Source organism: Maridesulfovibrio sp. FT414, assembly GCF_050916235.1.
In the GTDB taxonomy this organism is placed as follows: domain Bacteria; phylum Desulfobacterota; class Desulfovibrionia; order Desulfovibrionales; family Desulfovibrionaceae; genus Maridesulfovibrio.
Map to the genome: position 1 here is coordinate 2,288,431 of NZ_CP104854.1, position 22,548 is coordinate 2,310,978.

Here is a 22,548-nt window from a genome sequence, read left to right on the forward strand (position 1 = left end):
AAGGTGGGAGCCCTGATGAATAAAAATTTCGATAGAATCAGGCGGCGTTGCCTTCAAGCTTGAAGCGGGCGGTGACTTCCGTCCCGGTGTCATCGGCTGTGTGCATGCTGATTGATGCTTCGTGGGTCTGGGCGATGAGCTTGGCGGAGTATGTGCCGAGGCCCGTGCCGTCTTCCTTGCCCTGGGTTACATACTTGTCGAAGAAGCGGTTGCGGATCTCTTCGGGTACGGCAAGAGTATTCTTGACCGTGACTGATATTGGAGGGCCGCTGCAGATGGCGATGGTCACTGTGTCTCCTCTTCTGGACCCTTCCACCCCGTTTTTGATCAGGTTGCGGAACATGGTGCGCAGCAGCATGCCTTCTCCGGTGATGAAGAGTTCTTCCATGCCCTCGATTTCCTTATCATCGAGCATGATGGAGAGGCTGACCCCGGACTGGTTGAGCAGCAGGGCCATTTCTTCTTCAAGGGAGGTCATCAGGTCGATAAGGTCCACCTGCATGGTCTTGAGCCTGTAGATGCCCTGCTCCATTTTAAACATATCCAGATGGAACTGGATCATGTCCAGCATGCGGTATCCGGCTGCGGCGATGCGTTTGATGTACTTGCGCTGCTCTTTTGTAAGCGGTTCGCCGTTCAGAAGAAGTTCCGGGTAGCCGATTACGAGGTTGAGCGAGGATTTGAGGTCGTGGCGGTTGATACGCTCCACTTCGTCACGGATCATTTCAGCAGTGTGTCTTTCGTGGATTTCACTGACCAGCATCCTGTTCTTGTTTTCCAGTTCGCTTTGTTTGGCTCGAAGCTGCATTGTCCGCTGGGAGACGATGTTTTCCAGCATTTCACGATGGCTGTTCAGCCATGCATCGCGTTTTTCAATCTTGGCCAGCATGGAGTTGAATTCCGAGACCAGATATCCGATTTCGTCGTCACTGCGATAGGAGACGCGTTTGGAGTAGTCCTTGCTTTTGGAAATATCGCGCACCGCATCGGTCAGTTGGCCGATGGGACGGGTCATTTTTTTTCGAAAGTGCCCGGTAACAACAACGCATATGCCTGCCACAACAAGCAGAATGGCAGCCGATGAGATGATGTTCTGGTACAGCCAGTCCATCTGGTCTGAGAAGCGGCCGTCAAGAACAAGATAGCCCAGCAGTTCTTCCCCTGATGAAACGGGTTGGACAATGCGGAAGCTGTTTAATTCGATGTTAGGTTGGTCCAGTTTTTCCGGAAGTGTTGAGGCCGCTTCTCCGTAGGAGGTAAATACCTTGCCGTCTGCGGTGAAAACTGTTGCTCCGGCGGTGTTGCTGATCAGGTTCAGGGATTCCAGCACCTCGGACGCTGCTTCAGGGTCGTTGAAGTCCAGTGCCGGGGAGATGGACGTAACCAGCACCTGAGCCAGCCCCGCTGCCTTCTGGATGGTTCCCTGCCGGTATGAGTGAAAGAATGAGGCTACGATCAGGCTCATGGAGACAACCAGTGCTGCGATAGTCGTGCCCAGAATGGCTCCGCTGATCTTTCTTCCCAGACTGTTGCGGTAAGATGTCATCGCGGGGTGTCTCCACAGTAAATTTCAGAAAGGTTGAGAAGCTTGGAGCTTATGGTCAGTCCGGCCTCTTTGGCGGCACAGACGTTGACCTGCAGTTTGAATCTTGAACCTGATTCCACAAGGTTGATCATGCCGCCCATGCGCAGGAAGTCCGGGCTGCTGCCGATGGTGAGTATTGGGCGGTTGCTGACCTGCTTGAGAATTGCGGCAATGGCGCGCGGGTTTTCCCCGTCAAGGAACAGTACCTGACAGTCGGCCGGCCAGCGGACCAGTTCGAAGCCGTCAGGACGGTTGAAAAAACGGACCAGCGGCCGAGGACTGATGGCGGCGATGCGTACCGGGGAAACTGCGGAAATCCTCTGGTTGTCAGGTCCAAGAACGTACTTGGTTATTTTTTTGATGAACAGGGCCTTGAGTTGTGGCTGGGTCGCACGCAAGCGTACGTGGTGCTCCGGACCACTCGCCTCGGCTCGGGCAATATCCACTGACATGGAATGTACCATAAATAGTGCGGCAAATATAATTGCCAGTAATTTATGGTTTTTTAAAAGTCCCATGTCAGCCTCAGTGTACAGGTCGGATCAGTGGGCGTAAATTCACCTTCCTCGATGGAGGTCATCAGATTGGAGCCGATAAGTTCCAGACAGAAGTCGTCCATGGGGGTCCAGGCCAGTCGTGCATCAAGTCCGAACCCGGTGGATATGTCGCGGTCATCAAGGGTGTTAAGATAGGATGCGAAAATATCCAGTTCCCATTCTTCGGAGAGGGAGATCAACGCCTGCAGCTTGAGATTGTATAGCGGGCTGTTTAGCGGCGGGGAGAGCCCGGGAATATAGTTAGAGAAGTTTGAGAAATCCTGGTTGGAAATATCAACTGAAGGTCGCAGGGTCAGGTAGGGCAGTGCCTGCCAGTCCAGAGCGAGTTCAGTTCCGTAGCTGAGCCCGTACAGCGAGCTGGTGGGCGTGGCGGTCATAGTATCTTCATCGAAGCTGAAAGTGGCCATCTGGTCGTAGCTGTTGAAATAGAGCGAAAGATCAAGCTTGAGAGTTTCGCTTATCAACCTGCGGTACCCAGCTTCGGCAGAGGTCAGTTTTTCCGTCTGCAGGTCTCCGGAAGTGTTGAGAGTGTAATCCTTGTCCTTGACCCTGATTCTGTACTGGCCTTCGCGAATCCAGTTCCCCAGTTCTCTTGTCGCGTGTGAAAAGGCCAGCCAGTATTCCTCGTTGTCCTCCATATAGAGCAGGCGTGCCGTCGGTTGCGGGGCGATTTCTTTTCCTTGTGAATAATCCAGCTTCAGTCCCATGGTCAGGAAAAGCTTTTCGTCGATGAGGGTGATCCTGTCTTTCAGGAATGTACTGAAGTCGAGGCGGTAGAGGCTGTCGTTGGTAACAGAGACCTGTTCTCCCTGCTTAAAGGAATCCCAGTAATACTTGCCGCCTATGCCCATGGTCAGGAAATGGTCCGTGAGCTGTTCACTGGAATAGATGAATTCCGTATCCGCAGAATTGGAGGTGCTGGCCATGTCTGCAATGGTAGTTACAGTGCGGGTGTAGGAGGTGCGGAACTGCATACCCGACCGTGCGCCGGTCTTTCTGTTCCAGAGGAGCTGGGTATAACCGCTGTAGTCCTGCTTTTCCCTGTTGGCTGAGAAGCGGTTTCCCGGAGGTGAGTTCTCATCAATTGAGGAAGTAGCCAGTTGGCCCTGCAGGGTAAGCTGGTCGGTATAGCCGTTGATCCAGTCGGTTCTGAAGCCCACTGATCCGGTTGCCCAGTTCTTTGATCCTTTCTCAGTCCTTCCCCTGATGCGGTAGTTCTTGCCCGGCTCGAAGCCTCCCTTGGCATAAACGGCCATTGTCGCATTGTCGGAAAGTCTTGCCCCGTGGCGCAGGTACTGGTTGGCCCCGTCTGTTCCGGCTGTGGTCACACTCCTGCTGCCCTGCATCTCTGCAGCGGACTTGGTGATGATGTTGATGACCCCGTTGAAAGATTCCGATCCCCAGAGGCTGGTCCACGGACCGCGCACGATTTCGATCCGTTTGACCATCTGGATAGGCAGGTCCTGGCTGGACCAGATTACCCCGTTGAAATATGGTGATGTAATGGGACGGTTGTCTACAAGGATGAGCTGCTTGCTGTTGAATGTGCCGGAAAATCCACGCACCCCGATAGCCCATTTGTCGGTGTCTGTTCTGGTGACCAGAACTCCGGGGACGGTCCGCAGAGCTTCCGGGACGGATGTGGCTCCGCTGCGCCTGATGTCTTCCTCGGTGAGGATTGTGTATGACCCGGCAATGTGTTCAAGGGACTGTTTGCGTTCGGAAGGGGAGACAATTTCGACCTGAAGCAGATCCTCCAGTTCGAGATCTTCCAGTTCTGAGGAGACTTCCCTGTCCCCTGCAAAACATGGTGAGGCGACGGCCCAGAGGGCCAGCAGTGAGAGTAAGAGGGCAGCAACTCCCTTCCGCAGGTGCATCATGCTCAGGCCTGAGTCCTTGCCGTCATCATGTATCCGCGTCCGCGAATGGTTTTGATTGAGACTGAATCGCCGATTTTGCGGCGCAGGTTGCTCATGTGGACGTTGAGCACGTAGTCGTCGAAGTCCACGGTCCTGCCCAGTGCGGTTTCCATCAGGGAATCACGTTCAACAAGTTTTCCGCAACTGGTGGCAAGGTGTTCAATTATGCTGAATTCAGCGGCTGTGAAGTGGGTTTCGATTCCCTTTACCATAATTGACTGGGAGTCGAGGTTTATTTCCAGCGCTCCCACACTCAGTTTGCCCCGGGATGTGGGGGTTACAGTTTTCTGGTTTCCGTTCATGGCGCTGCGTCGTAGTGAAGCACGCATTCTGGCCAGCAGCTCCCGCAGGGGGAAGGGTTTGCAGATGTAGTCGTCGGCACCCATTTCAAGACCTACAACTCTATCCACCTCATCCCCTTTGCCTGTCAGCATGATTACCGGGATGCTGGAATCCGCTCTGATCTTTGCCAATACGTTCAGCCCGCTGATGTCCGGCAGCACAATGTCCAGAAGCACAAGGTCGAAGTCATTGCTTCCGAGTACCTTGAGTCCTTCCTTTGCGGTGCAGGCATGATGCAGGCTGTACCCTTCTCCGTCCAGATAGGTGGAAAGAAGTTCCCCCATTTCCGGATCGTCATCGATAAGAAGTATCTTGTTCATAACTGTTCTCCTCCCCGTATACTATGGGTTCAGAAGCGATAAGCAAAAAAGTTTAGTGTTAAAAATTGTTAACTACATTAAGAAAAATTAAGATTGCCGTTTTTTATATATAGTGCATGGAAGATGCGGTCTGAAAATATGGTTGTGTGATGTAAACGTTCTTTACCTCCGCTGCGTATAAGCAGGTAAAGGCAGTCGAATCGGTCGGCTGTCTGTAGCGCAAGGATGTGCAATACAACACGGAGGTTTTTATGGGTCTGGTAATTAACAACAACACAATGGCCAACTCTGCAGCGCGTAACCTTAACGATGCGTATAAGGCTCTGGGCGCGTCCACTGAAAAGATGGCTTCCGGTTTGCGGATCAACTCTGCCGCAGATGATGCAGCAGGTTTGGCGGTCCGCGAACTCATGCGTTCGGATGTATCCACTCTGAATCAGGGCGTGCGTAACGCCAACGATGGTATTTCCATGATTCAGACCGCTGACGGCGCTCTCGGAGTAGTGGACGAAAAGCTTATCCGCATGAAGGAACTGGCAGAACAGGCCGCAACCGGTACTTATACTTCTGATCAGCGTGCCCTGATCGACCAGGAGTATCAGGCCATGGCATCGGAAATTACCCGAATTGCCAGTGCTACCGACTTCAACGGAATTTATCTGCTTAATGGTAACCTGTCCGGCTCAAGAGCTATGACCATCCATTTTGGAACAGGTAACGATTCCGCAGAGGACAAGTATACTGTTGAAATAGGCTGCTGCACCGCTTCCGCTCTTGGCGTAGGCAACACCAGTTCTATGAACGCCGGGTATACTGTTTCCACCCAGGAGGCCGCACAGGCCGCGCTGGGGGCTCTGGACAACGCAATTGTCTCCAAGGACAAGATCAGGGCCAACCTCGGTGCTACCGAAAACAGGCTTGAAGCAACCATCTCCAACCTTGAGATTCAGTCCGAGAACCTCTCGGCTGCCGAGTCGCAGATCTCAGATGTGGACGTTGCGACCGAGATGACCAACTACTCCAAGCAGCAGATCATCACCCAGTCCGCTGTTTCCATGCTGGCGCAGGCCAACTCGCTACCGCAGATGGCTCTTTCGCTCATCGGTTAAATCAGCATCGGAAAGACTGCAAGATCAGGCCCGGCTTCCCGCCGGGCCTTTTCTTTTGTCATGTATGTTTTCCGTATGGCTGCTTTTGCTGAATAATTCCGGACCTGGTGGGGCCGAGGTATGCTCTGTCGGCTTCTTTCAACTGTTGTTTGATCTTCTTCATACTAAAAGCGACGGAAAAATGTTCCTAGCGGCAAAGTTGTGACGTTCTTTAGTGCTCGAATGATTGTTTAAGCATTGTAAGTGTAAGAAGTGTTAATTTATATGCTCTGTCTTAATCTTATGTTTATTTTATTTGAATGAATTGTATTTAAATATTTTTCATTCTGAATTTTAAGCTAACTAAAGTTAATTAAGTTTGGTTTTCGTGTTGCATCTCTGCTGTTGTCGCATGTGTGTTCTGGTTGCAACTGCACATTTAAATAATGGAAGCAAAGATAGCTTCTCATGGATGTATAAGACAACACGGAGGTTTTTATGTCTTTAGTGATCAACAACAATACTATGGCCAACTCGGCAGCACGTCACCTTAATGATGCTTATAAATCTCTGGGCGCGTCCACGGAAAAAATGGCATCCGGCCTGCGTGTCAACTCTGCCGCAGATGATGCAGCAGGTCTGGCAGTGCGCGAGCTTATGCGGTCCGATGTTTCCACCCTCAATCAGGGTGTACGCAACGCCAACGATGGTATCTCAATGATTCAGACTGCCGATGGCGCACTCGGTGTTGTGGATGAAAAGCTCATCCGCATGAAAGAACTCGCCGAGCAGGCCGCAACCGGTACTTACACTTCTGATCAGCGTGCCCTGATCGACCAGGAATATCAGGCCATGGCATCTGAAATTACCCGAATTGCCAGTGCAACTGACTTCAATGGCATTTATCTGCTCAACGGCAACCTTTCTGGGTCAAGAGCCATGACTATCCATTTCGGAACGGGCAACGATTCAGCAGAGGATAAATATACTATTGAAATCGGCTGCTGCACTGCCTCGGCACTTGGTGTCGGCAACATGAGTTCGCTGAACGCAGGGTATACTGTCTCCACTCAGGAAGCTGCGCAGGAATCCCTTGCCGCACTTGATCAGGCCATTATTTCCAAAGATAAAATCCGCGCCAATCTCGGTGCCACAGAAAACAGGCTTGAAGCCACAATTTCCAACCTTGAGATTCAGGCCGAAAACCTTTCCGCAGCAGAATCCCAAATTTCCGATGTCGATGTCGCCCTTGAGATGACCAACTACTCCAAGCAGCAGATCATCACCCAGTCCGCTGTTTCCATGCTGGCGCAGGCCAACTCGCTCCCGCAGATGGCTCTTTCGCTTATCGGCGGCTAAGACTGTATCTGATTTCCGCCTTGCAGGCCCGGCTTACCGTCGGGCCTTTTTTTGTGCCCCAGTATTTTTCAGCCGGCTTGAGGACAGGGAAAAGCATGCCGTTGACGTCAAATCCTTTTTCCGGCTTCCGGGTAATTATTGCCTCATGGGAAAATTTGTATGCAGCAATCTGATTTTTAAGCGGTTTGTTCTCAAGAAAAGTTAAGTTTGATCCTCTCTTATACATAGTTTCTTAATCCAGCACAAAAGTACTTAATTTAATCTGACGTATTCTGAATCAGGAGTTTTCATAATTTAATATTGTACGGAATACAGGTTGCTTACTTCTACAGCAGAAGGAGGCAGTATGAACACATATATTGGTAAGTATAACAAAGAATATTATTGTTCAGATTATGATGAATTTTTTAATGAGAATTCAAACCTTATAAAAAACGTAGTTAATAAGTTTTTAAGGTCAAAATATGGAAACGTATCCTCCTGTGATGTAGATGAAGTTTGTCAGGAGATAGCATTTAAGATCATTAAAAATGGATATATCGACAAATACTCTTCTGAAAAAAGCTCTCTTAAAACATGGATGTACATCATAAGCCGTTCTGTAGCTATTGATTACATGCGAAAGAGTCAGATCATCTATATTAATGTAGATGAAATTGACGATATACCGGTTCCAGAAATTCCGAATATTTCCATTTCAATTCCCAAAGGCCTGCTTACCGCCAGACAGATTGAAGTTCTCAGAATGATTTTCTGGGGAGACCTGAAAGCTGTTGAAGTGGCACAACAGCTTGGAATCACAGCAAGAACAGTGCGTTGCATCAAGCATCAGGCACTCAATAAACTTCGCCGTCATTTCGGCGCTTCAAGAGAGAGGAGGTCAGTATCATGACTATCGAAGGCGTAAGCTCCTATACTTCTACAGATTCCACAAACGTAACCACCACAACCTCCAGCAGCTCATCTCTTGATCAGGTGGATTTCCTGACTCTGCTCACCACCCAGCTTGAGTATCAGGACCCCACCAACCCGGTGGATAATACCGAGATGATCAACCAGATGACCAACTACTCGATGCTCGAGCAGGACGTGGCCCAGAATGAAAATCTCGAAACCATCATCAACCAGCTTTCAGCCCTCTCCGCACTCAGCACCTCCAGCTACATCGGCAGGGACGTCATGGCCGACGGCGGCATTCTCACTGTCGAGGACGGCGAGGCCGATGGAATCACCATCGATCTTCAGGAAGATGCCGCTACCCTCGGCCTGAATATCTACGACTCGGACGGAAACCTTGTGAAGACCCTCTACTACTCTGATCAGGAGGCCGGGGAGATCGAGTTTACCGGTGAGCAGATCATGAATGCAGCCGGAATCAGTGATGACGGAACCTACACCGTCCTGTCCTTTGCCTATGACGAAAACGAGGATTCCGTGGCGGTCTACACCAAATCGGCGGGAACCATCACCGCAGTGGAACAGGATTCGTCCGGGAACACCACTCTGACGCTTGATGACGGACGCGAAGTGTCCATTACCGATGTGACTTTCATTTAAAAGGAGAAAACAGATGGGTATCACCAGTTCGCTTTATACCGGCATATCAGGTCTGAATGTAAACTCCCAGGCTACTTCAGTTGTTTCAAACAACCTCGCCAACTCTTCGACCATCGGCTACAAGGGGTCTACAACTGTCTTTGAAGACCTGTTCTATTCCGCCATCACCACCGGCAGCGGTTCTGATCAGGTCGGCAACGGAGCCGGTGTGGCGACCATCAACACCGACTACACACAGGGGTCATACGAGGATTCCAGCATCTCCACCAACGTGGCCCTGAATGGAGACGGATATTTCATCGTGGTGGACCCTGACACCAACACCACCTACTACACCCGCGCCGGCAACTTTGATTTCGATAAAGACGGCTACCTTGTCGATACATACGGCAACAGGGTGCAGGGCTGGGAGGTTGAAAACGGTTCCGCTTCCGGGGCTCTGACCACCATCCAGCTTGACCAGTCCCAGTCACCGCCCAAGGCAACTTCCGAGGTGACCCTGACCATGAACCTCGACTCCCAGAGTACCGACGAGGCAATTACCTCCAATCCGTACACATCCCTTTTCGAGCTTTACAACGGAACAGAGAATCCGCCCCTGGATGATTCGCAGTACAGTTATTCCACCACCATAACCATCTATGATGAGAACGGTTCCTCTCACGACCTGACTTTCTACATGGACCCGGTGGATGTTGATGCCGACGGCAACATCGTCTGGGAATACGTGGCTGCCTATGATGCCGATGATGACATGCGAACCGGGGCCGACGGTATCGGGTTGAACACCACCAGCGGGGCCGGGCTGGCCATGGCAGGAACCCTGACCTTCAATTCCGAAGGCCAGATGACTTCCATGACCGCTTTCACCCTGTCCAACGCCGCTGCTTCTACCGACGTCAAGGATGCTTCCAACTGGAGCCTGGCCGACCTGAGTGCCGAAGGTTACCCGGAGGTGAACATGAACTTCACCGGCAGTGCCAACGGGCAGGATGTTGCCATCAGTTTCGGCATGTCCAGTGACGATTCCACATGGACCACTTCGGGCATATCCACCCTCGGGGACATATCAGCGGCCACCAGCTATTCCGCGTTGCCGAGCTTCAGCGATTACACGCTGGAAAGCAGTGCGACAACAAGCTACAGCGACAGCTCTTCGGCGACCTACACTGTTTCTCAGGACGGCTACGCAACCGGCTCCCTTGAATCCGTTACCGTGGATGAAAACGGAATCATCATAGGCAATTATTCCAACAGCCAGTCCATTGAACTTTACCAGCTCGGTCTGGCTGATTTCACCAACGAGTCCGGACTGGAGGCCGAGGGCAGCAACCTGTTCCGGGCCACCACCGAATCAGGTGAAGCCATTATCGGCACTGCCGGGTCGGCCGGTTTCGGGTCGGTGGTTTCCAATGCCCTTGAAGCTTCCAACGTTGATCTTGCGGCACAGATGACCGAGCTGATCATCATCCAGTCTTCATATCAGGCAAACAGTAAGGTTGTAACCACAGCTGATGAACTGCTCCAGACAGCAATCGGTCTGAAACGGTAGGTCGGGTTTTTAGTGTCTCCGGCGGCCCTTCGAGGTTGATAGCCGCCGGCAGACAGAGGAGCAGCCTTCTTGGAATCATTTGCAGCTCAGGCTGCAGAAGATTCCGGGGACTGAGAGCAGGAGCAGGTAGATATTTATTAGGCCCCGGTGGCAACGGAGACGGAGGAATAGATGTTAAACAACGCATTGTACATAGGTCAGAAAGCATTGACCAATGCCCAGGTCTCGATCAACACGGCGAGCAACAACATCGCCAACTCCGAGACCGAAGGCTACCAGAATGTCAACACCACCTATTCCAGTTCGGGCAATATTTTCGTGTCCGGCAACAGTCTCGGTACCGGTGCGGATGTCTCCCTTGATACCAATTGGAACAGCTTTGTTGAAAAACAGTATCTGTCCGCATCCGCAGATCTGGCCTCAAGCACAGCCGTAAACGATTATCTCTCCCAACTGGATGCCCTCTTCAACCAGAGCGAGGACGAAGGGCTGGCTGTGGCTCAGGATGAATTCCTCAGCGCATGGAACGATCTTTCAACCTATCCCGACTCGCTGGCCGAGCGTGAAGCCCTTCTCGGGGAGGCGGAGACGCTGGCCTATTCATTGAATTCAATGGGGTCAGCCCTTGATGAGATGGCTGATTCAGTTGAAGCGGAGATCGTGGATCAGGTTGCCACTGCCAACGAACTCATTGAATCCATCGCAATGCTCAACGAGCAGATCGCCGCCTCTTCTGATAACACAGAACTCATTTCCAGCCGCGATCAGGCCATCCGGGAACTGGACGAGCTGATCGGTGTAGAGGTCATAACCTCCAGCGACGGAACCACTAAGATTTACACTGAATCCGGGCAGCCTTTGGTTGAAGGCACAGAAACCCACAGCCTTGTTTACGCATCGGCCCGTTCAACTGAATCTTTGCAGCCTATATCAACCTATGACGGTGATATTGAGTTTTCGGGAACCTCCAGCGAAGAAATCCTGATTGAATTCGTGACAACCGGTGCAGACGGAACAGCGCAGTTCAAGGTTTCGCTGGATGGCGGTGAGACCTGGGAAGAAGACGAAAACGGCAACACTCTGCTTTACACTGCCGGAGATGAAGACAACGCTGTGACCATAGCCGGTGTCGAGATCTATTTTTCAGGCGGAACCACTGATCATACCGCTGGAGACCGCTATTCCATTGTCGCCAAGACCGGGCTCTATTGGGAGACCTCCAGTGGAGGTCTGGTCAATATTACCCCCATGACCGATGCAGGCGGTGATGACGTGAACAACCGAACCACCAGCGGGTCCATCGCCGGATTGTTTGAAGTCCGCGATGATTACCTCATACCCCTGTCCGACGAGCTGGATGACTATACTGAAGCGCTTATCTGGGAGGTCAACACAGCCCATTCACAGGGAGCAGGCCTTGAAGCCCATACCGCAGTTGAAGGAACTTACGGTGTGGACGACCAGACCGCTGCCCTTTCATACTGCGGGCTGGTCTATGAGGATAAAATCTCTTCAGGCGAATTCAGCATCTATACCTATGACGCCGATGGCAACCTCGCATCGAATGCAAGCATCACCGTGGACCCGACTACCGATTCACTGGATGACATAGTCACCGCGATCAACACCGCTTTTGCCGGAAGCCTCACCGCTTCGGTCAATTCTGATGGAGAGCTTGAAATTCAGGCCGCTACTGACACTACTTTCGAGTTCGGAGAGGACAGCTCTGGAATTCTGGCCGCTCTCGGCATCAATACATTTTTCGAAGGCAGTACGGCTGAGGATATTTCGATCAATACGTACGTGTCGAGCGATACATCCCATATCAACGCCGGGGTGGTCGATGCGGACGACGGTACAGTCAGTTCCGGAAGCAATGAAACTGCAGAAGCCATAAACGATCTGCTCAGCGAATCCGTATCAATAGGTGAGGGGGGCTCAGCCACGGAAACCTCTCTTACCGAATATCTGGCCGCGCTGGTCGCCGAGGTCGGAGCAGCAGCTTCCAAAGCGGAAACACAGGTCACCTGTGACACCACCACTGCCGGGCTCTATTATGATCTTCAGGAGTCCGGAAGCGGGGTCAACGTGGATGAGGAACTGATAAAACTTACTAAATACCAGCAGCAGTATCAGGCTGCATGCCAGATTATTTCCGTTACCCGTGAAATGATCGACAGTATCCTGGACATCGTCTAGGGGGCATCATGAGAATCAGTACATCCCAGATATATGCGCAGACCATATCCAGCGTCAGCAGTTCTCTGAATGAATATACCTCTGTTTCCAACCGGGTAACGACCCAGAAAGATATAAATGCCCCATCCGACGACCCGGCAGGAATGGGCAATGTGGTCAACCTGCGCAGCTATAAGCAGGGACTTATCAGTTACTACAATAATGCAAGCCTTGCCGAGTCCCTGCTCGGGACTGCCGACAGCATGCTCAGCCAGGCCAGCACCCTGATGAGTTCGGTTCTTGAACAGGTGGAACAGGGGGCTACCGGAACTTATAGCGATGCACAGCAGCAGGCCATGGCTGAAACCCTGATGGGCTATCAGGATTCGCTGCTGTCAATCGCCAACACAAAATCCGGGGATGACTATCTGTTTTCTGGTGAGGCGACCGATACCGCTCCCTATGAATACGTCCCCGGAGTGACCGTTACCGGAGATTCTCCTGCCAAGAGTGATTTTCTGGAATTTACCGGAGAACTTGACGATCCCATTATCGTCCGGATCACTTCCGACGGTACCATCGGTACTGACGACATTACCTATACCTACTCTACTGATGGCGGCGACAACTGGATTACCGGCACCATCACTGCTCCGAGTACTACTATCGATTTTGGTGATGTTGCCGTGGAGATGAATTCGGGAACCGCCGTAACAGCCTGGGATGATGATGAGGACACCGGCAGTAGTTTTGTAGTGCGCAACTCCCTTTCCTACAACGGGGCCGACGAGGCCATGTCCATTGATATTTCCGGAAGTACGGATGTTGATGTGAATACGGTGGGCAGCGATATTTTCGGTGGGGTGGATGCTGAAACAGGACTGGCATATGACGATCCGAATCTCTTTGAGTCGATCAGTGATGCCATAGCCTATATGTGGATAGGTGATGAGGACAGTGTTGCCACAACCCTTGAGACTGTCCGTGCCGGGGAAAGTCAGCTGACCATAGAGGCCGCAAATGTGGGCTCACGTGAAGAGAAAACCAGTTACATAAAGAGCAGCGTCGAGTCCGCAATAAGTCTGACCGGTGATGCCATCAGCGACGAAGAGGATGCTGACAGCGCCGCACTGACAGTCGAGTTGAGCAAGGCAGAATACATCTATCAGGCTGTGCTCAGCTCCACGTCAAAAGTAATAAGCATGTCCATTCTGGACTATCTGTAGGAGGTAGTCATGGCAGTCGGATCGCTTTCAACAAATAATTACATATCCAATACCACTTCCGGCGGGTTTACTATCAACGGGCTTGGAAACGGTACTGACTGGACCGACCTGATTGATGCCACTGTTGATGCCGAGAGCTACCGGAAGGAACAGTATGAAGAGGATCTGGAAGAAGCTGAATCCGCAGTGGAGCTACTTACCGCCCTTGATGAGGAGATTCTGGAACTGTCGTCCACGCTCCAGAGCATGGATGAAATGGATGAGTTCCTTTGCTATTCCGGGACGGTCTCCGGTGATGAGGTCAGCGTTGAAGTCGAGGACGGCGCGGCTGTAGGAACCTACAACCTTGTTGTAAACCAGCTTGCCCAGAAGGATGTCTGGATTGCGGAAGATTTCGACATCACCTCCACCAGCTCCTCCATGACCACTTCCAATGCCACCATCACCCTTTCCTACGCCGGAGAGGATATTTCCATTTCGGTTACAGCCGGTACCACGGCACAGGAGCTTGTCGATCAGATCAATTCCGACCCGGATTGCGACGACAAGATCACCGCTTCCCTTGTATATGACGGGGAGAATTACCATCTCAAGTTCGCCGGGGAGGATACCGGGGCTGATAACGCGGTTTCAGTCAGCATGAACCTGACCGGGGCTGACGGTACGCTCAGCAGCAGCGATTTCACCAACACGCTGGTTGCCCAGAACGCCCAGATAAAGATCGACGGCTATCCCTCAGGTACTGACACCTGGATGGAGAGGGATTCAAATTCCGTTGATGACGTCATCGATAATATGACGGTGACTCTGGAATCGACCACTGATTCAGATGGTGTAACTATTTCAGTTTCTTATGATACAGATGCCATGACCGAGGTCATTGAGTCGTTCATAACTGACGTCAATCAGCTTATATACGATGTGCTGGACCTCACTGGTGCCCTGGCGGATGTTGATGATGACGACGATGAGTCCGTCTACATCAAGGGCAGTACCCTTGATATCGTTTACAGCCAGATCAAGAACATCCTGTCTTCCATTGGAAAGGGCTTTCAGTACTATGACAGTGATACCGGAGAGGGAGACCTTTTCACTTCCCTTTCAACAATCGGTATAACCACTGACAGTGAAGAAGGATCATCCACTTTCGGCCAGCTTGAGCTTGATTCAGACGAGCTGGAAGATGCCCTGAGCGAAGACCCTGAAGCAGTGGCGCTTCTTTTTGCCGCCTCCGGTGAGGCGGCTTCGGATTCATCAAATGTTCAGATCATCTCGACAATTTCGGGTCTGACCGGTGGCGGGGAATACGATATCGCATATACGGTTTCCGGCGGGGTTATCACCTCTGCGACCATTGACGGCGTGGACATGAAAATCAGCGGCAGCACATTGCTGGCCCAGAGTGACAGCGACGCCAACGGTCTCTATCTGCAGATTAATGATCTCACAGACGGATCATATTCCAGCACAGTAACCATCAAGCAGGGCAAGTGTTCCCAGCTGGCAGACCTCCTGAGTTCCCTTTCCGATGCTGAGACCGGTACGATTCCCATTCTGATCGCCAGCTACGAAGACATGACGACCAAGCTGGAGAACGATATTTATTATGAAGAATCAAGGCTTGATGCTCTGGAAACCCGGCTGACGGAAAAGTATGCAGCGCTTGATGTAATGCTTTCCTATTATTCAGGGCTCGAGGATCAGCTTGATACTACACTGGCTCAGTTGGAGTCCTAGCCCGAGCCCGGCCTTGTGCCGGAAACAAACTTGACAGCTTTGCAGAAAGCCTGCCGGACCCGGCAGGCTTTTCTGTTTTGGCGGCTGATTCCTCCAAAAAACGACTCCCCGGTTCATCTTTTTTGCTGATGTAATAAATAAGATTCGCGAATAACACTTTTTTAGTTTTTCTTTATTTGACCGTCAGGCATGTGCCGGATAGCAATAATTAGCCTGACATTGAGCAAGAATGTTCAAGCACACCCGACTTGGTCTCATTAATATGAGCACATGCAGGCAGTAAAACAATCGTTTGATTAGAACTGTGGGCTTTGCGTATTGAATACGCGTCATTCCTGCTTAATACATTATTATAATTTGGATTTTGTTATGACACTCAGTGCAGCTGATTATTATCATGCAGGGCCGCTTTCGGGTATGGCCGATGGCTGCGGTATAGAGCCCCTTGAGCGTATTTCATCAAGCGAGGGGCTCAACTGGCAGGGTGTTTTTGTGCAGCGAAGCAGGATTGCCGGTTTTGAAATGAATGAATTTTCAACTCCGTTCCATTGTTTTGCCCTTCTGACCGACGGCCCGTTTTCAATGGAGATAGTCAAAGGGCGGAACCGGTACCTTGTCACAACAGCGCCGGGACAGATGTATGTCCGTCCAGCCGGATTCAAGATTTCAGCACGCAGCAACCAGCCGCGTGAGTTTGTGCAGCTGGCACTTGATTCATCCCGGCTGGCGAGTGCTTTCAGCGGAGAAGTGCAGGGCGGAAGCATGTCGTTTCGTCCCGGCATTGGTATTGATGACCCCAGGCTCAAGGCGTTGATTGAGGCCTTCGCAGCTGAAGCCGAAGCGGGCGGACCCAACGGTTCCCTGTTTGTGGACTCCCTTGCCACTGCACTGGCCGTACACTACATCTCCAACTATGCGGATAACGCTGTACTGGACGAGTCTGCCCGGAAAATTTCGCCTTTGCAGATGGAACGGATTGTTGAGTACATGGATGCCCACCTCGGCTCCAACCTTACCCTTGAAGATCTGTCCCATGAAATCGGTATGAGCAAATTTTATTTTTCACGCTTGTTCAAGGAGGAAACTGGAGTCTCCCCATACCAGTTCTATCTTTCCCGACGTCTCGACAAGGCCCGTCATCTTCTTGATGAGGGGCGCAAATCCATTACCGAAATCGCTCATCAGCTCAACTTCAGCGACCAGAGTCACTTCAGTCGTGTTTTCAGGAAAAAATACGGGATCAATCCGAAAGCATATATTGAACATGCGTCCTGAAAATAGCTGACTTTCGTTGTGTGCAAGTTGCACTTCTATTTTTAACATACTGAATATTAATTAAAATATTAATATAGCAATATTGTTCATGTCTTTCGGCAATATTGTTCAAGCGTTCGATTAACTGGCGCGGTAGAAAAAGTAAAAGCTCATGATCGGACCTTTTACGGTCCGGCTGGCGGAAGGGAAGCTCTTCTGGGAACATGGCTATCGACGGGTTTATTCAAGCATGTTCCTGGTGTTTTCCTTCAGGAGCAAAATGAAGGTGTCAGGAGTTTCGGTGTTGACGCACATACAGCAAAAGAAGGACAAAACAATGAAAAAAATGGTAATTCTCGCCATTCTCGCCGCTATGGTACTTGGAATGGCCGGTACTGCTTCCGCAGTGGATCTTGAGGCCAAGGGACAGTTCCAGTTCCAGGCCAACATAATGGATAACAGCGATTTTCTGGGCGCCGACAACAATGGCAACCAGGAAGACGACCTGAATTTCTACTTCCGTGCACGTACCCAGTTCCGCTTTGTGGCCAATGAAAACCTCATGAGTGAACTGTACGTTGAATATAAGACCAGAGTCGGTGCTTCCGATTCCGATCTCAGCTCCGGCTCTTCCGACCGTAATCTCGGTATCAAGAGAATGTTTCTCCAGTACCGTTTCCCCGGAACCGAAGTGCTGACCACTGCCGGTATCTTCTCCATCAACCTGCCTGGTGCCGCTGCCAACAACATGGTTCTGGCTGACCTTGATGCCGGTGCAATGGTTGTGGAAACTCCCATCACCGATGAGGTCGGTGTCGCAGTTGGTTATATCCGCGCGTACGACAAGAACGCCACTGATAACGCCCACACCACCAGCACTGCCATGAACGCAAAGGACGAGATTGATCTTTTCTATGCCGCTGTCCCCCTTACTTTTGACGGCGTGGAAGCTACCCCCTACTTCATGTACGGCCTCATCGGAAAGGACACCTTTTCCGAAGTGTCCAGCATGGCCGGCATGACCGGACCCATGGCCACCGCTTTTACTGATGACGTAACTGCATGGTGGGGAGGTACTTCCTTTACCATGAACATGTTCGATCCGATCGTGCTTAACGCGGACTTTGTTTACGGTGCCATCGATGCCGATGAGAACCGTAATGACCGCGCAGGTTGGGGTATGGATGCATCTCTTGCCTACACCGGTCTTGGTTTCGTTACCCCGAAACTGCTTTTTGCCTACACCTCCGGTGAAGACGACGATACCGATAACGGCTCCGAACGTCTGGCTGTTGTCAACAAGGACTGGGCTTTCGGTACCTACTACTTCGGTGGTTCCGCACTTACTTCCACCGATTTGGAAAGCAACCAGCAGTTCGGTTTCTGGACCATCGGCCTTTCCTTCGAGGATATCTCATTTGTTGATAAGCTGACCCATGACATCCACATCCTGTACATCAAGGGTACCAACGATGCCGACCTGATCAAGAACGCCGCTGCTGGCAGCCTTACCAACATCTCCGCCGACGGTATGTTCCTGACCGATAAGGACCAGGCTTTTGAAATCGACTTCAACACCAACTACCAGATCTACGACGAACTGGCTGCCATTATTGAATTCGGTTACATCAACATGGACCTTGATAAAGACACATGGGAAAACTACGACACCACCCGCGCAGGCAAAGACGACCCCGCACTGAAATTCGCAGTGGGTCTGGTCTACTCTTTCTAGAGACCATCTGCCTCACCTGCCTGATGCCTTGGGCCGGGGACTTCAAGTCCCCGGCCTTTTTTCTTTTGCAGCGGTGAAACCGGAAATGGTGCTGGCCTGTTTCGGCCTTAAGTGGTGCTGCTTAGTCGTTCGAAACATTTTTTCTAAAAAATGTTTGACACTCAAGCTACATTTGATCAAAGAAGTTTGAATAAAGTTTAATTTGAAGATCAAACTATATGAGGTTCGAATGGAATTCGATTCAATCTTCTGGGTGGCCCTGCAGTCCAGCCTGTTTCTCGGACTCATCCACGGCATAAATCCCTGTGGTCATTCGTGGCTTGTTCTGGCTCCCTTCGTTTACGGCGAGAAAAACGGAAAACGGGTCATGTCGCTGACTACTTCCTTTATCCTGGGCACTACACTGGCCTGTCTGGGTATCGGCCTGACCCTGGGGTCCATCTCCTTGACCATCCCGGATTCGCTGACTTACATCGTGGACATAATCACCGTGGGGATTCTCGTTGTCCTCGGGGGCATTCTGATTGTGAAGCCTGAAATTCTGCACAGTCATGACCATGACCACGATCACAACCATGACCATACACACGAGAATCATGCGCATACTCACGAACACGATCACGAACATTCTCATTCCCATGACCACTCACACGACCACGCGCATGATCATGCGCATGGGCACAACTGCGGGTGTTCATGCAGTCACGGCAGGTCGGCTCTGCGCAGTGTCACTTGCTGGGGGCTGTTCTCCATCGGTTTTGTAAACATGATCGTTCCCTGCCCGACTGTGGCAATCATGTACAAGTACGCACTTGATTCCGGCAGTGTGTTCAAGGGGACGGCTGTTTTCGCTTCCTATGCTCTGGGGACAGCCATTGCCCTTGCAGCGGTGATTTTCGCTATCTACCGCGCTGCGGCCTTCGTGCGTACTCTGGAGCAGGGGTGGGTGGAGCCTTTGGTAATGCGTACCGCCGGGGCCCTGACCATCGCTTTTGCCGTCTACAGCTATACAATCATCTAATCTGAATTAACGAGGTGCAAGTGCTCAGCAAGCTTAACCATGCCGTTATCGAGTTCTACGAAAAGCTTTCATCATGGGAGAATGACGTTGTCCGCGAAAAAGGACTTACTCTGCCCCAGATGCATACCCTTGAGGTGCTGGGCATTCACAAGGCCATGCGTATGAAGGAACTGGCCAAGCGCATGGGAATCACCACCGGAACCCTGACTGTGCTGGTGGACCGGCTGGAGGAGAAGGAGTTTGTCTGCCGCAAACCGCACAGCACGGATAGGCGTTCCATCATCGTGGAACTGACCGGGACCGGACAGGCGATGTTCGAAGAGCATGACCGGCTGCATCTGCGTCTTATCGAGGAACTTACCTCGGAATTGTCAGATCAGGAAAAGGACATTCTGCTGGAGTGTGTCACGAAGATGAACGGGGCTTTCTGAATAAAAAAATGCCGGGCAGGACGGAATGGTTCTGCCCGTATTTTCTCCCTGCTGTGACTTAAAAATGCTTCAAAACAGTCTGTTACGGCATTTTGAACATGAAACGAACAACTGTGGAAAACTTTTGTTCATCACGTTTCAGCCTTACTCCCGCAAGGGCTGACGGGCTTCTTTCGTGAAAAAATCTAGAAAGGGTTGACCCGAGTTTCAGGTTTGGTAGACTGCTTTCTGTCGTAAGCACTTCAGGAATTCCGTATCTGCTTTCTGAGCATCAAAAACGGAAATTGCGGTAACCCGGTTGGAATCCGGGGCGGTCCTGCCGCTGTAAGCTAGGCATTTCGATGCCATAGCAAGCCAGCAACCCGGTCTGAAGCATGCCTGCCCATCTTTTGCAGGCAATCTCAAACTGACCGGAAATCCTGTTCCAGACATTGTTCCGGTTTCAAAGTCCTGCGGGAAGCGCCTTCCGGGCCGCCCGCGCTCCAAGCACACACACCATAGCGGACCCTGACGGTCCTTTGATGCAGCCGGAGAGCTGCGTGGCACGTTGCGCCCTGAGGAATCGTGCCGGAGGTTGTGTGCGGACAACATTTTTAACAGGTAATTTAATGCCCAAACAGATTCTCAAACGTGACGGTTGTCTCGAGTCCTGGTCTACCGACCGCATTTCCGAAGCCATTTTCAAGGCCCTCAAGGCCAGCGGCATCAAGGACCCCCTGCTTAGCAAACGTCTTGGCAGAAAAGTTGAACAGAAGCTTGCTGATGTCGATGTTCCCGAACAGGAAATGGTTCAGGACATGGTTCAGCTCGTGCTCATGGAGAACCGCCTTTATTCCGTTGCCGAGCGTTACATCATCTACCGCGAGAAAAGACGCGAGCTGCGTAACCAGAACGAAACCTATCTCGACATCGCCGGAACCATCGAGAGCTATCTTGACCGTTCAGACTGGCGCGTTAACGAAAATTCCAACATGGGCCACTCCTTTCAGGGGCTGATGCTGCACATGTCAGGAGCGGTTCAGGCTCGCTACTGCCTGGAAAAATATCCCGAGGAAATCAGGCTGGCTCACGAGCACGGCTATTTCCATATCCACGACCTTTCTTTCGGTCTGGCCGGTTACTGCGCAGGCTGGTCCCTGCGTGACCTGCTGCTGGACGGTTTCGGCCTCAAGGGCCGCTGCTCTTCCGGTCCCGCACGCCATTTTGATTCCATTACCGGGCAGATGGTCAACTTCCTCGGAACCCTGCAGAATGAATGGGCCGGAGCACAGGCGTTCAACAACGTGGACACTTACCTTGCTCCTTTTGTTCGTCATGACGGACTGGACTATGACCGGGTCAAGCAGATGGTGCAGAAGCTCATCTTCAACCTGAACACCACCTCCCGCTGGGGTGGACAGAGCCCGTTCACCAACTTCACCTTCGACCTCGTTCCGCCCAAGCATATTGCCAATGAACCGGTAATTATCGGCGGTGAGTTCCAGGATACCACATACGGTGATTACGCGGCGGAAATGGAGATGATCAACCGCGCCTTCGTGGAAATCATGCTTGAAGGTGATTCCGACGGCCGTATCTTCTCCTTCCCCATTCCCACCTACAACGTCACCCCGGATTTCCCGTGGGAGAGCGAAGTCGGTGAGCTGCTGCTGCAGATGACAGCCAAGTACGGTGCGCCCTACTTCCAGAACTTCATCAACTCCGATCTCAACCCTGAGGACGTGCGCTCCATGTGCTGCCGTCTGCAGATGGACCTGCGTGAAATCCGCAAAAAGACCGGCGGTCTTTTCGGTGCCGGCGACCTTACCGGCTCCATTGGTGTTGTTACCCTGAACCTGCCCAAGCTGGCCTATCTCGCTCAGGGCGAAGAGGATTTCCTTGACCTGATCAGCGAGTATGCCACTCTGGCCAAGGATTCCCTTGAGTTCAAGCGCAAGCTGGTAACTACCAACTTCGAAAGCGGTATGTTCCCCTTCTCCCAGCGTTACCTGAAGAACGGGTTCAAGGGCCATTTCTCCACCATCGGGCTGATCGGCGGCAACGAGGCCTGCCATAACCTGCTGGGCAAAGGCATTGATACGGAATCCGGTTCCAGACTGATGCAGCGTGTCCTGCATCACCTGCGCGGCCTGACCGTGAAATTCCAGGAGGAGACCGGCAACCTCTTCAATCTTGAGGCAACTCCGGGTGAAGGAACCTGTTACCGTCTGGCCAAGATCGACAAGAATCTCTATGCCGATATCTATACCTCCGGTGAGAAGGTGCCTTACTACACCAACTCCACCCTGCTGCCGGTAGGCGCTACCGAGGATGTCGTGTACGCCCTTGAGCACCAGAACAAACTGCAGACCCTGTATAACGGGGGGACCGTGTTCCACACCTTCCTCGGGGAAGCAGTGCCTGATACCAGAGCGCTCAAGAATTTTATCATCAAGGCTATGACCAACACCAAGATCCCTTATATCTCGGTGACTCCGACCTTCTCGGTCTGCGAGGATCACGGCTATATCTACGGCGAACACTTTGACTGCCCCCAGTGCGGCAAGGAAGCGGAAGTGTATACCCGTATCGTGGGTTACTATCGTCCGGTCAGCCGCTGGAACAAGGGTAAGCAGGAAGAGTACCGCGAAAGAACCGAGTACAGCTACAGCTCCTGCGGTTGCGACAGATAGAAAGGCTGGTCCGGT

At 51.7% G+C, this 22,548-nt stretch carries 17 protein-coding genes and 1 riboswitch; of the genes, 13 read left to right on the forward strand and 4 right to left on the reverse strand.

Annotation, left to right across the window (positions count from 1 at the left end):
* Nucleotides 1–37 precede the first annotated feature (37 nt).
* Genes N7E73_RS10155 through N7E73_RS10170 form a run of 4 tightly spaced genes read right to left on the reverse strand, consistent with a single transcriptional unit; the run spans nucleotide 38 to nucleotide 4,723 of the window.
* Entirely contained in the window at nucleotides 38–1,546 is a 1,509-nt protein-coding gene (locus tag N7E73_RS10155) for a CHASE sensor domain-containing protein (RefSeq protein WP_432734572.1), read from the reverse strand.
* Nucleotides 1,543–2,103, reverse strand: a complete 561-nt coding sequence (locus N7E73_RS10160; RefSeq protein WP_432734573.1) for a YfiR family protein — start codon at nucleotides 2,101–2,103, stop codon at nucleotides 1,543–1,545. Before N7E73_RS10160 ends, N7E73_RS10155 begins: the two co-directional genes overlap by 4 nt.
* Nucleotides 2,091–4,022 carry a TonB-dependent receptor plug domain-containing protein gene (locus N7E73_RS10165; protein WP_432734574.1) on the reverse strand — a complete coding sequence of 644 codons (1,932 nt, stop codon included), beginning with the start codon at nucleotides 4,020–4,022 and terminating at the stop codon, nucleotides 2,091–2,093. The genes N7E73_RS10160 and N7E73_RS10165 overlap by 13 nt, the downstream gene beginning before the upstream one ends.
* A 2-nt stretch (nucleotides 4,023–4,024) precedes the next feature.
* A complete protein-coding gene (locus tag N7E73_RS10170) occupies nucleotides 4,025–4,723 on the reverse strand; it encodes a response regulator transcription factor (RefSeq protein ID WP_432734575.1) in 699 nt (232 codons plus the stop codon).
* A 251-nt stretch (nucleotides 4,724–4,974) separates the two neighbouring features.
* Between N7E73_RS10170 and N7E73_RS10175 the strand changes: the two genes are divergently transcribed.
* From N7E73_RS10175 to N7E73_RS10235, 13 genes are all read left to right on the forward strand, one after another.
* Nucleotides 4,975–5,832, forward strand: coding sequence for a flagellin (locus tag N7E73_RS10175; RefSeq protein ID WP_432734576.1), 858 nt, complete (start codon nucleotides 4,975–4,977; stop codon nucleotides 5,830–5,832).
* Nucleotides 5,833–6,309: 477 nt separating this feature from the next.
* Complete coding sequence (locus tag N7E73_RS10180) at nucleotides 6,310–7,170, forward strand: flagellin (RefSeq protein WP_432734577.1); 861 nt, start codon at nucleotides 6,310–6,312, stop codon at nucleotides 7,168–7,170.
* Nucleotides 7,171–7,516: 346 nt separating this feature from the next.
* Nucleotides 7,517–8,062 carry a sigma-70 family RNA polymerase sigma factor gene (locus N7E73_RS10185; RefSeq protein ID WP_432734578.1) on the forward strand — a complete coding sequence of 182 codons (546 nt, stop codon included), beginning with the start codon at nucleotides 7,517–7,519 and terminating at the stop codon, nucleotides 8,060–8,062.
* Nucleotides 8,059–8,727, forward strand: a complete 669-nt coding sequence (locus N7E73_RS10190; protein WP_432734579.1) for a flagellar hook assembly protein FlgD — start codon at nucleotides 8,059–8,061, stop codon at nucleotides 8,725–8,727. The genes N7E73_RS10185 and N7E73_RS10190 overlap by 4 nt, the downstream gene beginning before the upstream one ends.
* A gap of 13 nt (nucleotides 8,728–8,740) precedes the next feature.
* Complete coding sequence (locus N7E73_RS10195; RefSeq protein WP_432734580.1) at nucleotides 8,741–10,279, forward strand: flagellar hook protein FlgE; 1,539 nt, start codon at nucleotides 8,741–8,743, stop codon at nucleotides 10,277–10,279.
* A gap of 171 nt (nucleotides 10,280–10,450) precedes the next feature.
* Nucleotides 10,451–12,478 carry a flagellar hook-associated protein FlgK gene (locus N7E73_RS10200; RefSeq protein WP_432734581.1) on the forward strand — a complete coding sequence of 676 codons (2,028 nt, stop codon included), beginning with the start codon at nucleotides 10,451–10,453 and terminating at the stop codon, nucleotides 12,476–12,478.
* Between the two features lie 8 nt (nucleotides 12,479–12,486).
* Nucleotides 12,487–13,683: a flagellar hook protein gene (locus N7E73_RS10205; protein WP_432734582.1), complete on the forward strand. Its 1,197-nt coding sequence runs from the start codon at nucleotides 12,487–12,489 to the stop codon at nucleotides 13,681–13,683.
* Between the two features lie 9 nt (nucleotides 13,684–13,692).
* Entirely contained in the window at nucleotides 13,693–15,420 is a 1,728-nt protein-coding gene (gene fliD, locus N7E73_RS10210; protein WP_432734583.1) for a flagellar filament capping protein FliD, read from the forward strand.
* Nucleotides 15,421–15,789: 369 nt separating this feature from the next.
* Nucleotides 15,790–16,695, forward strand: a complete 906-nt coding sequence (locus N7E73_RS10215; protein WP_432734584.1) for a helix-turn-helix transcriptional regulator — start codon at nucleotides 15,790–15,792, stop codon at nucleotides 16,693–16,695.
* Between the two features lie 316 nt (nucleotides 16,696–17,011).
* Nucleotides 17,012–18,409 (forward strand): outer membrane homotrimeric porin, encoded by a 1,398-nt coding sequence (locus N7E73_RS10220; RefSeq protein WP_432734585.1) that lies wholly within the window; start codon nucleotides 17,012–17,014, stop codon nucleotides 18,407–18,409.
* 229 nt (nucleotides 18,410–18,638) lie between these two features.
* Nucleotides 18,639–19,430 (forward strand): sulfite exporter TauE/SafE family protein, encoded by a 792-nt coding sequence (locus tag N7E73_RS10225; protein ID WP_432734587.1) that lies wholly within the window; start codon nucleotides 18,639–18,641, stop codon nucleotides 19,428–19,430.
* A 14-nt stretch (nucleotides 19,431–19,444) separates the two neighbouring features.
* Nucleotides 19,445–19,861 carry a MarR family winged helix-turn-helix transcriptional regulator gene (locus tag N7E73_RS10230; protein ID WP_432734588.1) on the forward strand — a complete coding sequence of 139 codons (417 nt, stop codon included), beginning with the start codon at nucleotides 19,445–19,447 and terminating at the stop codon, nucleotides 19,859–19,861.
* Between the two features lie 227 nt (nucleotides 19,862–20,088).
* Nucleotides 20,089–20,246, forward strand: a riboswitch (cobalamin riboswitch).
* A gap of 223 nt (nucleotides 20,247–20,469) precedes the next feature.
* Nucleotides 20,470–22,533 (forward strand): ribonucleoside triphosphate reductase, encoded by a 2,064-nt coding sequence (locus tag N7E73_RS10235; RefSeq protein ID WP_432734589.1) that lies wholly within the window; start codon nucleotides 20,470–20,472, stop codon nucleotides 22,531–22,533.
* The last annotated feature ends 15 nt before the right edge of the window (nucleotides 22,534–22,548 follow it).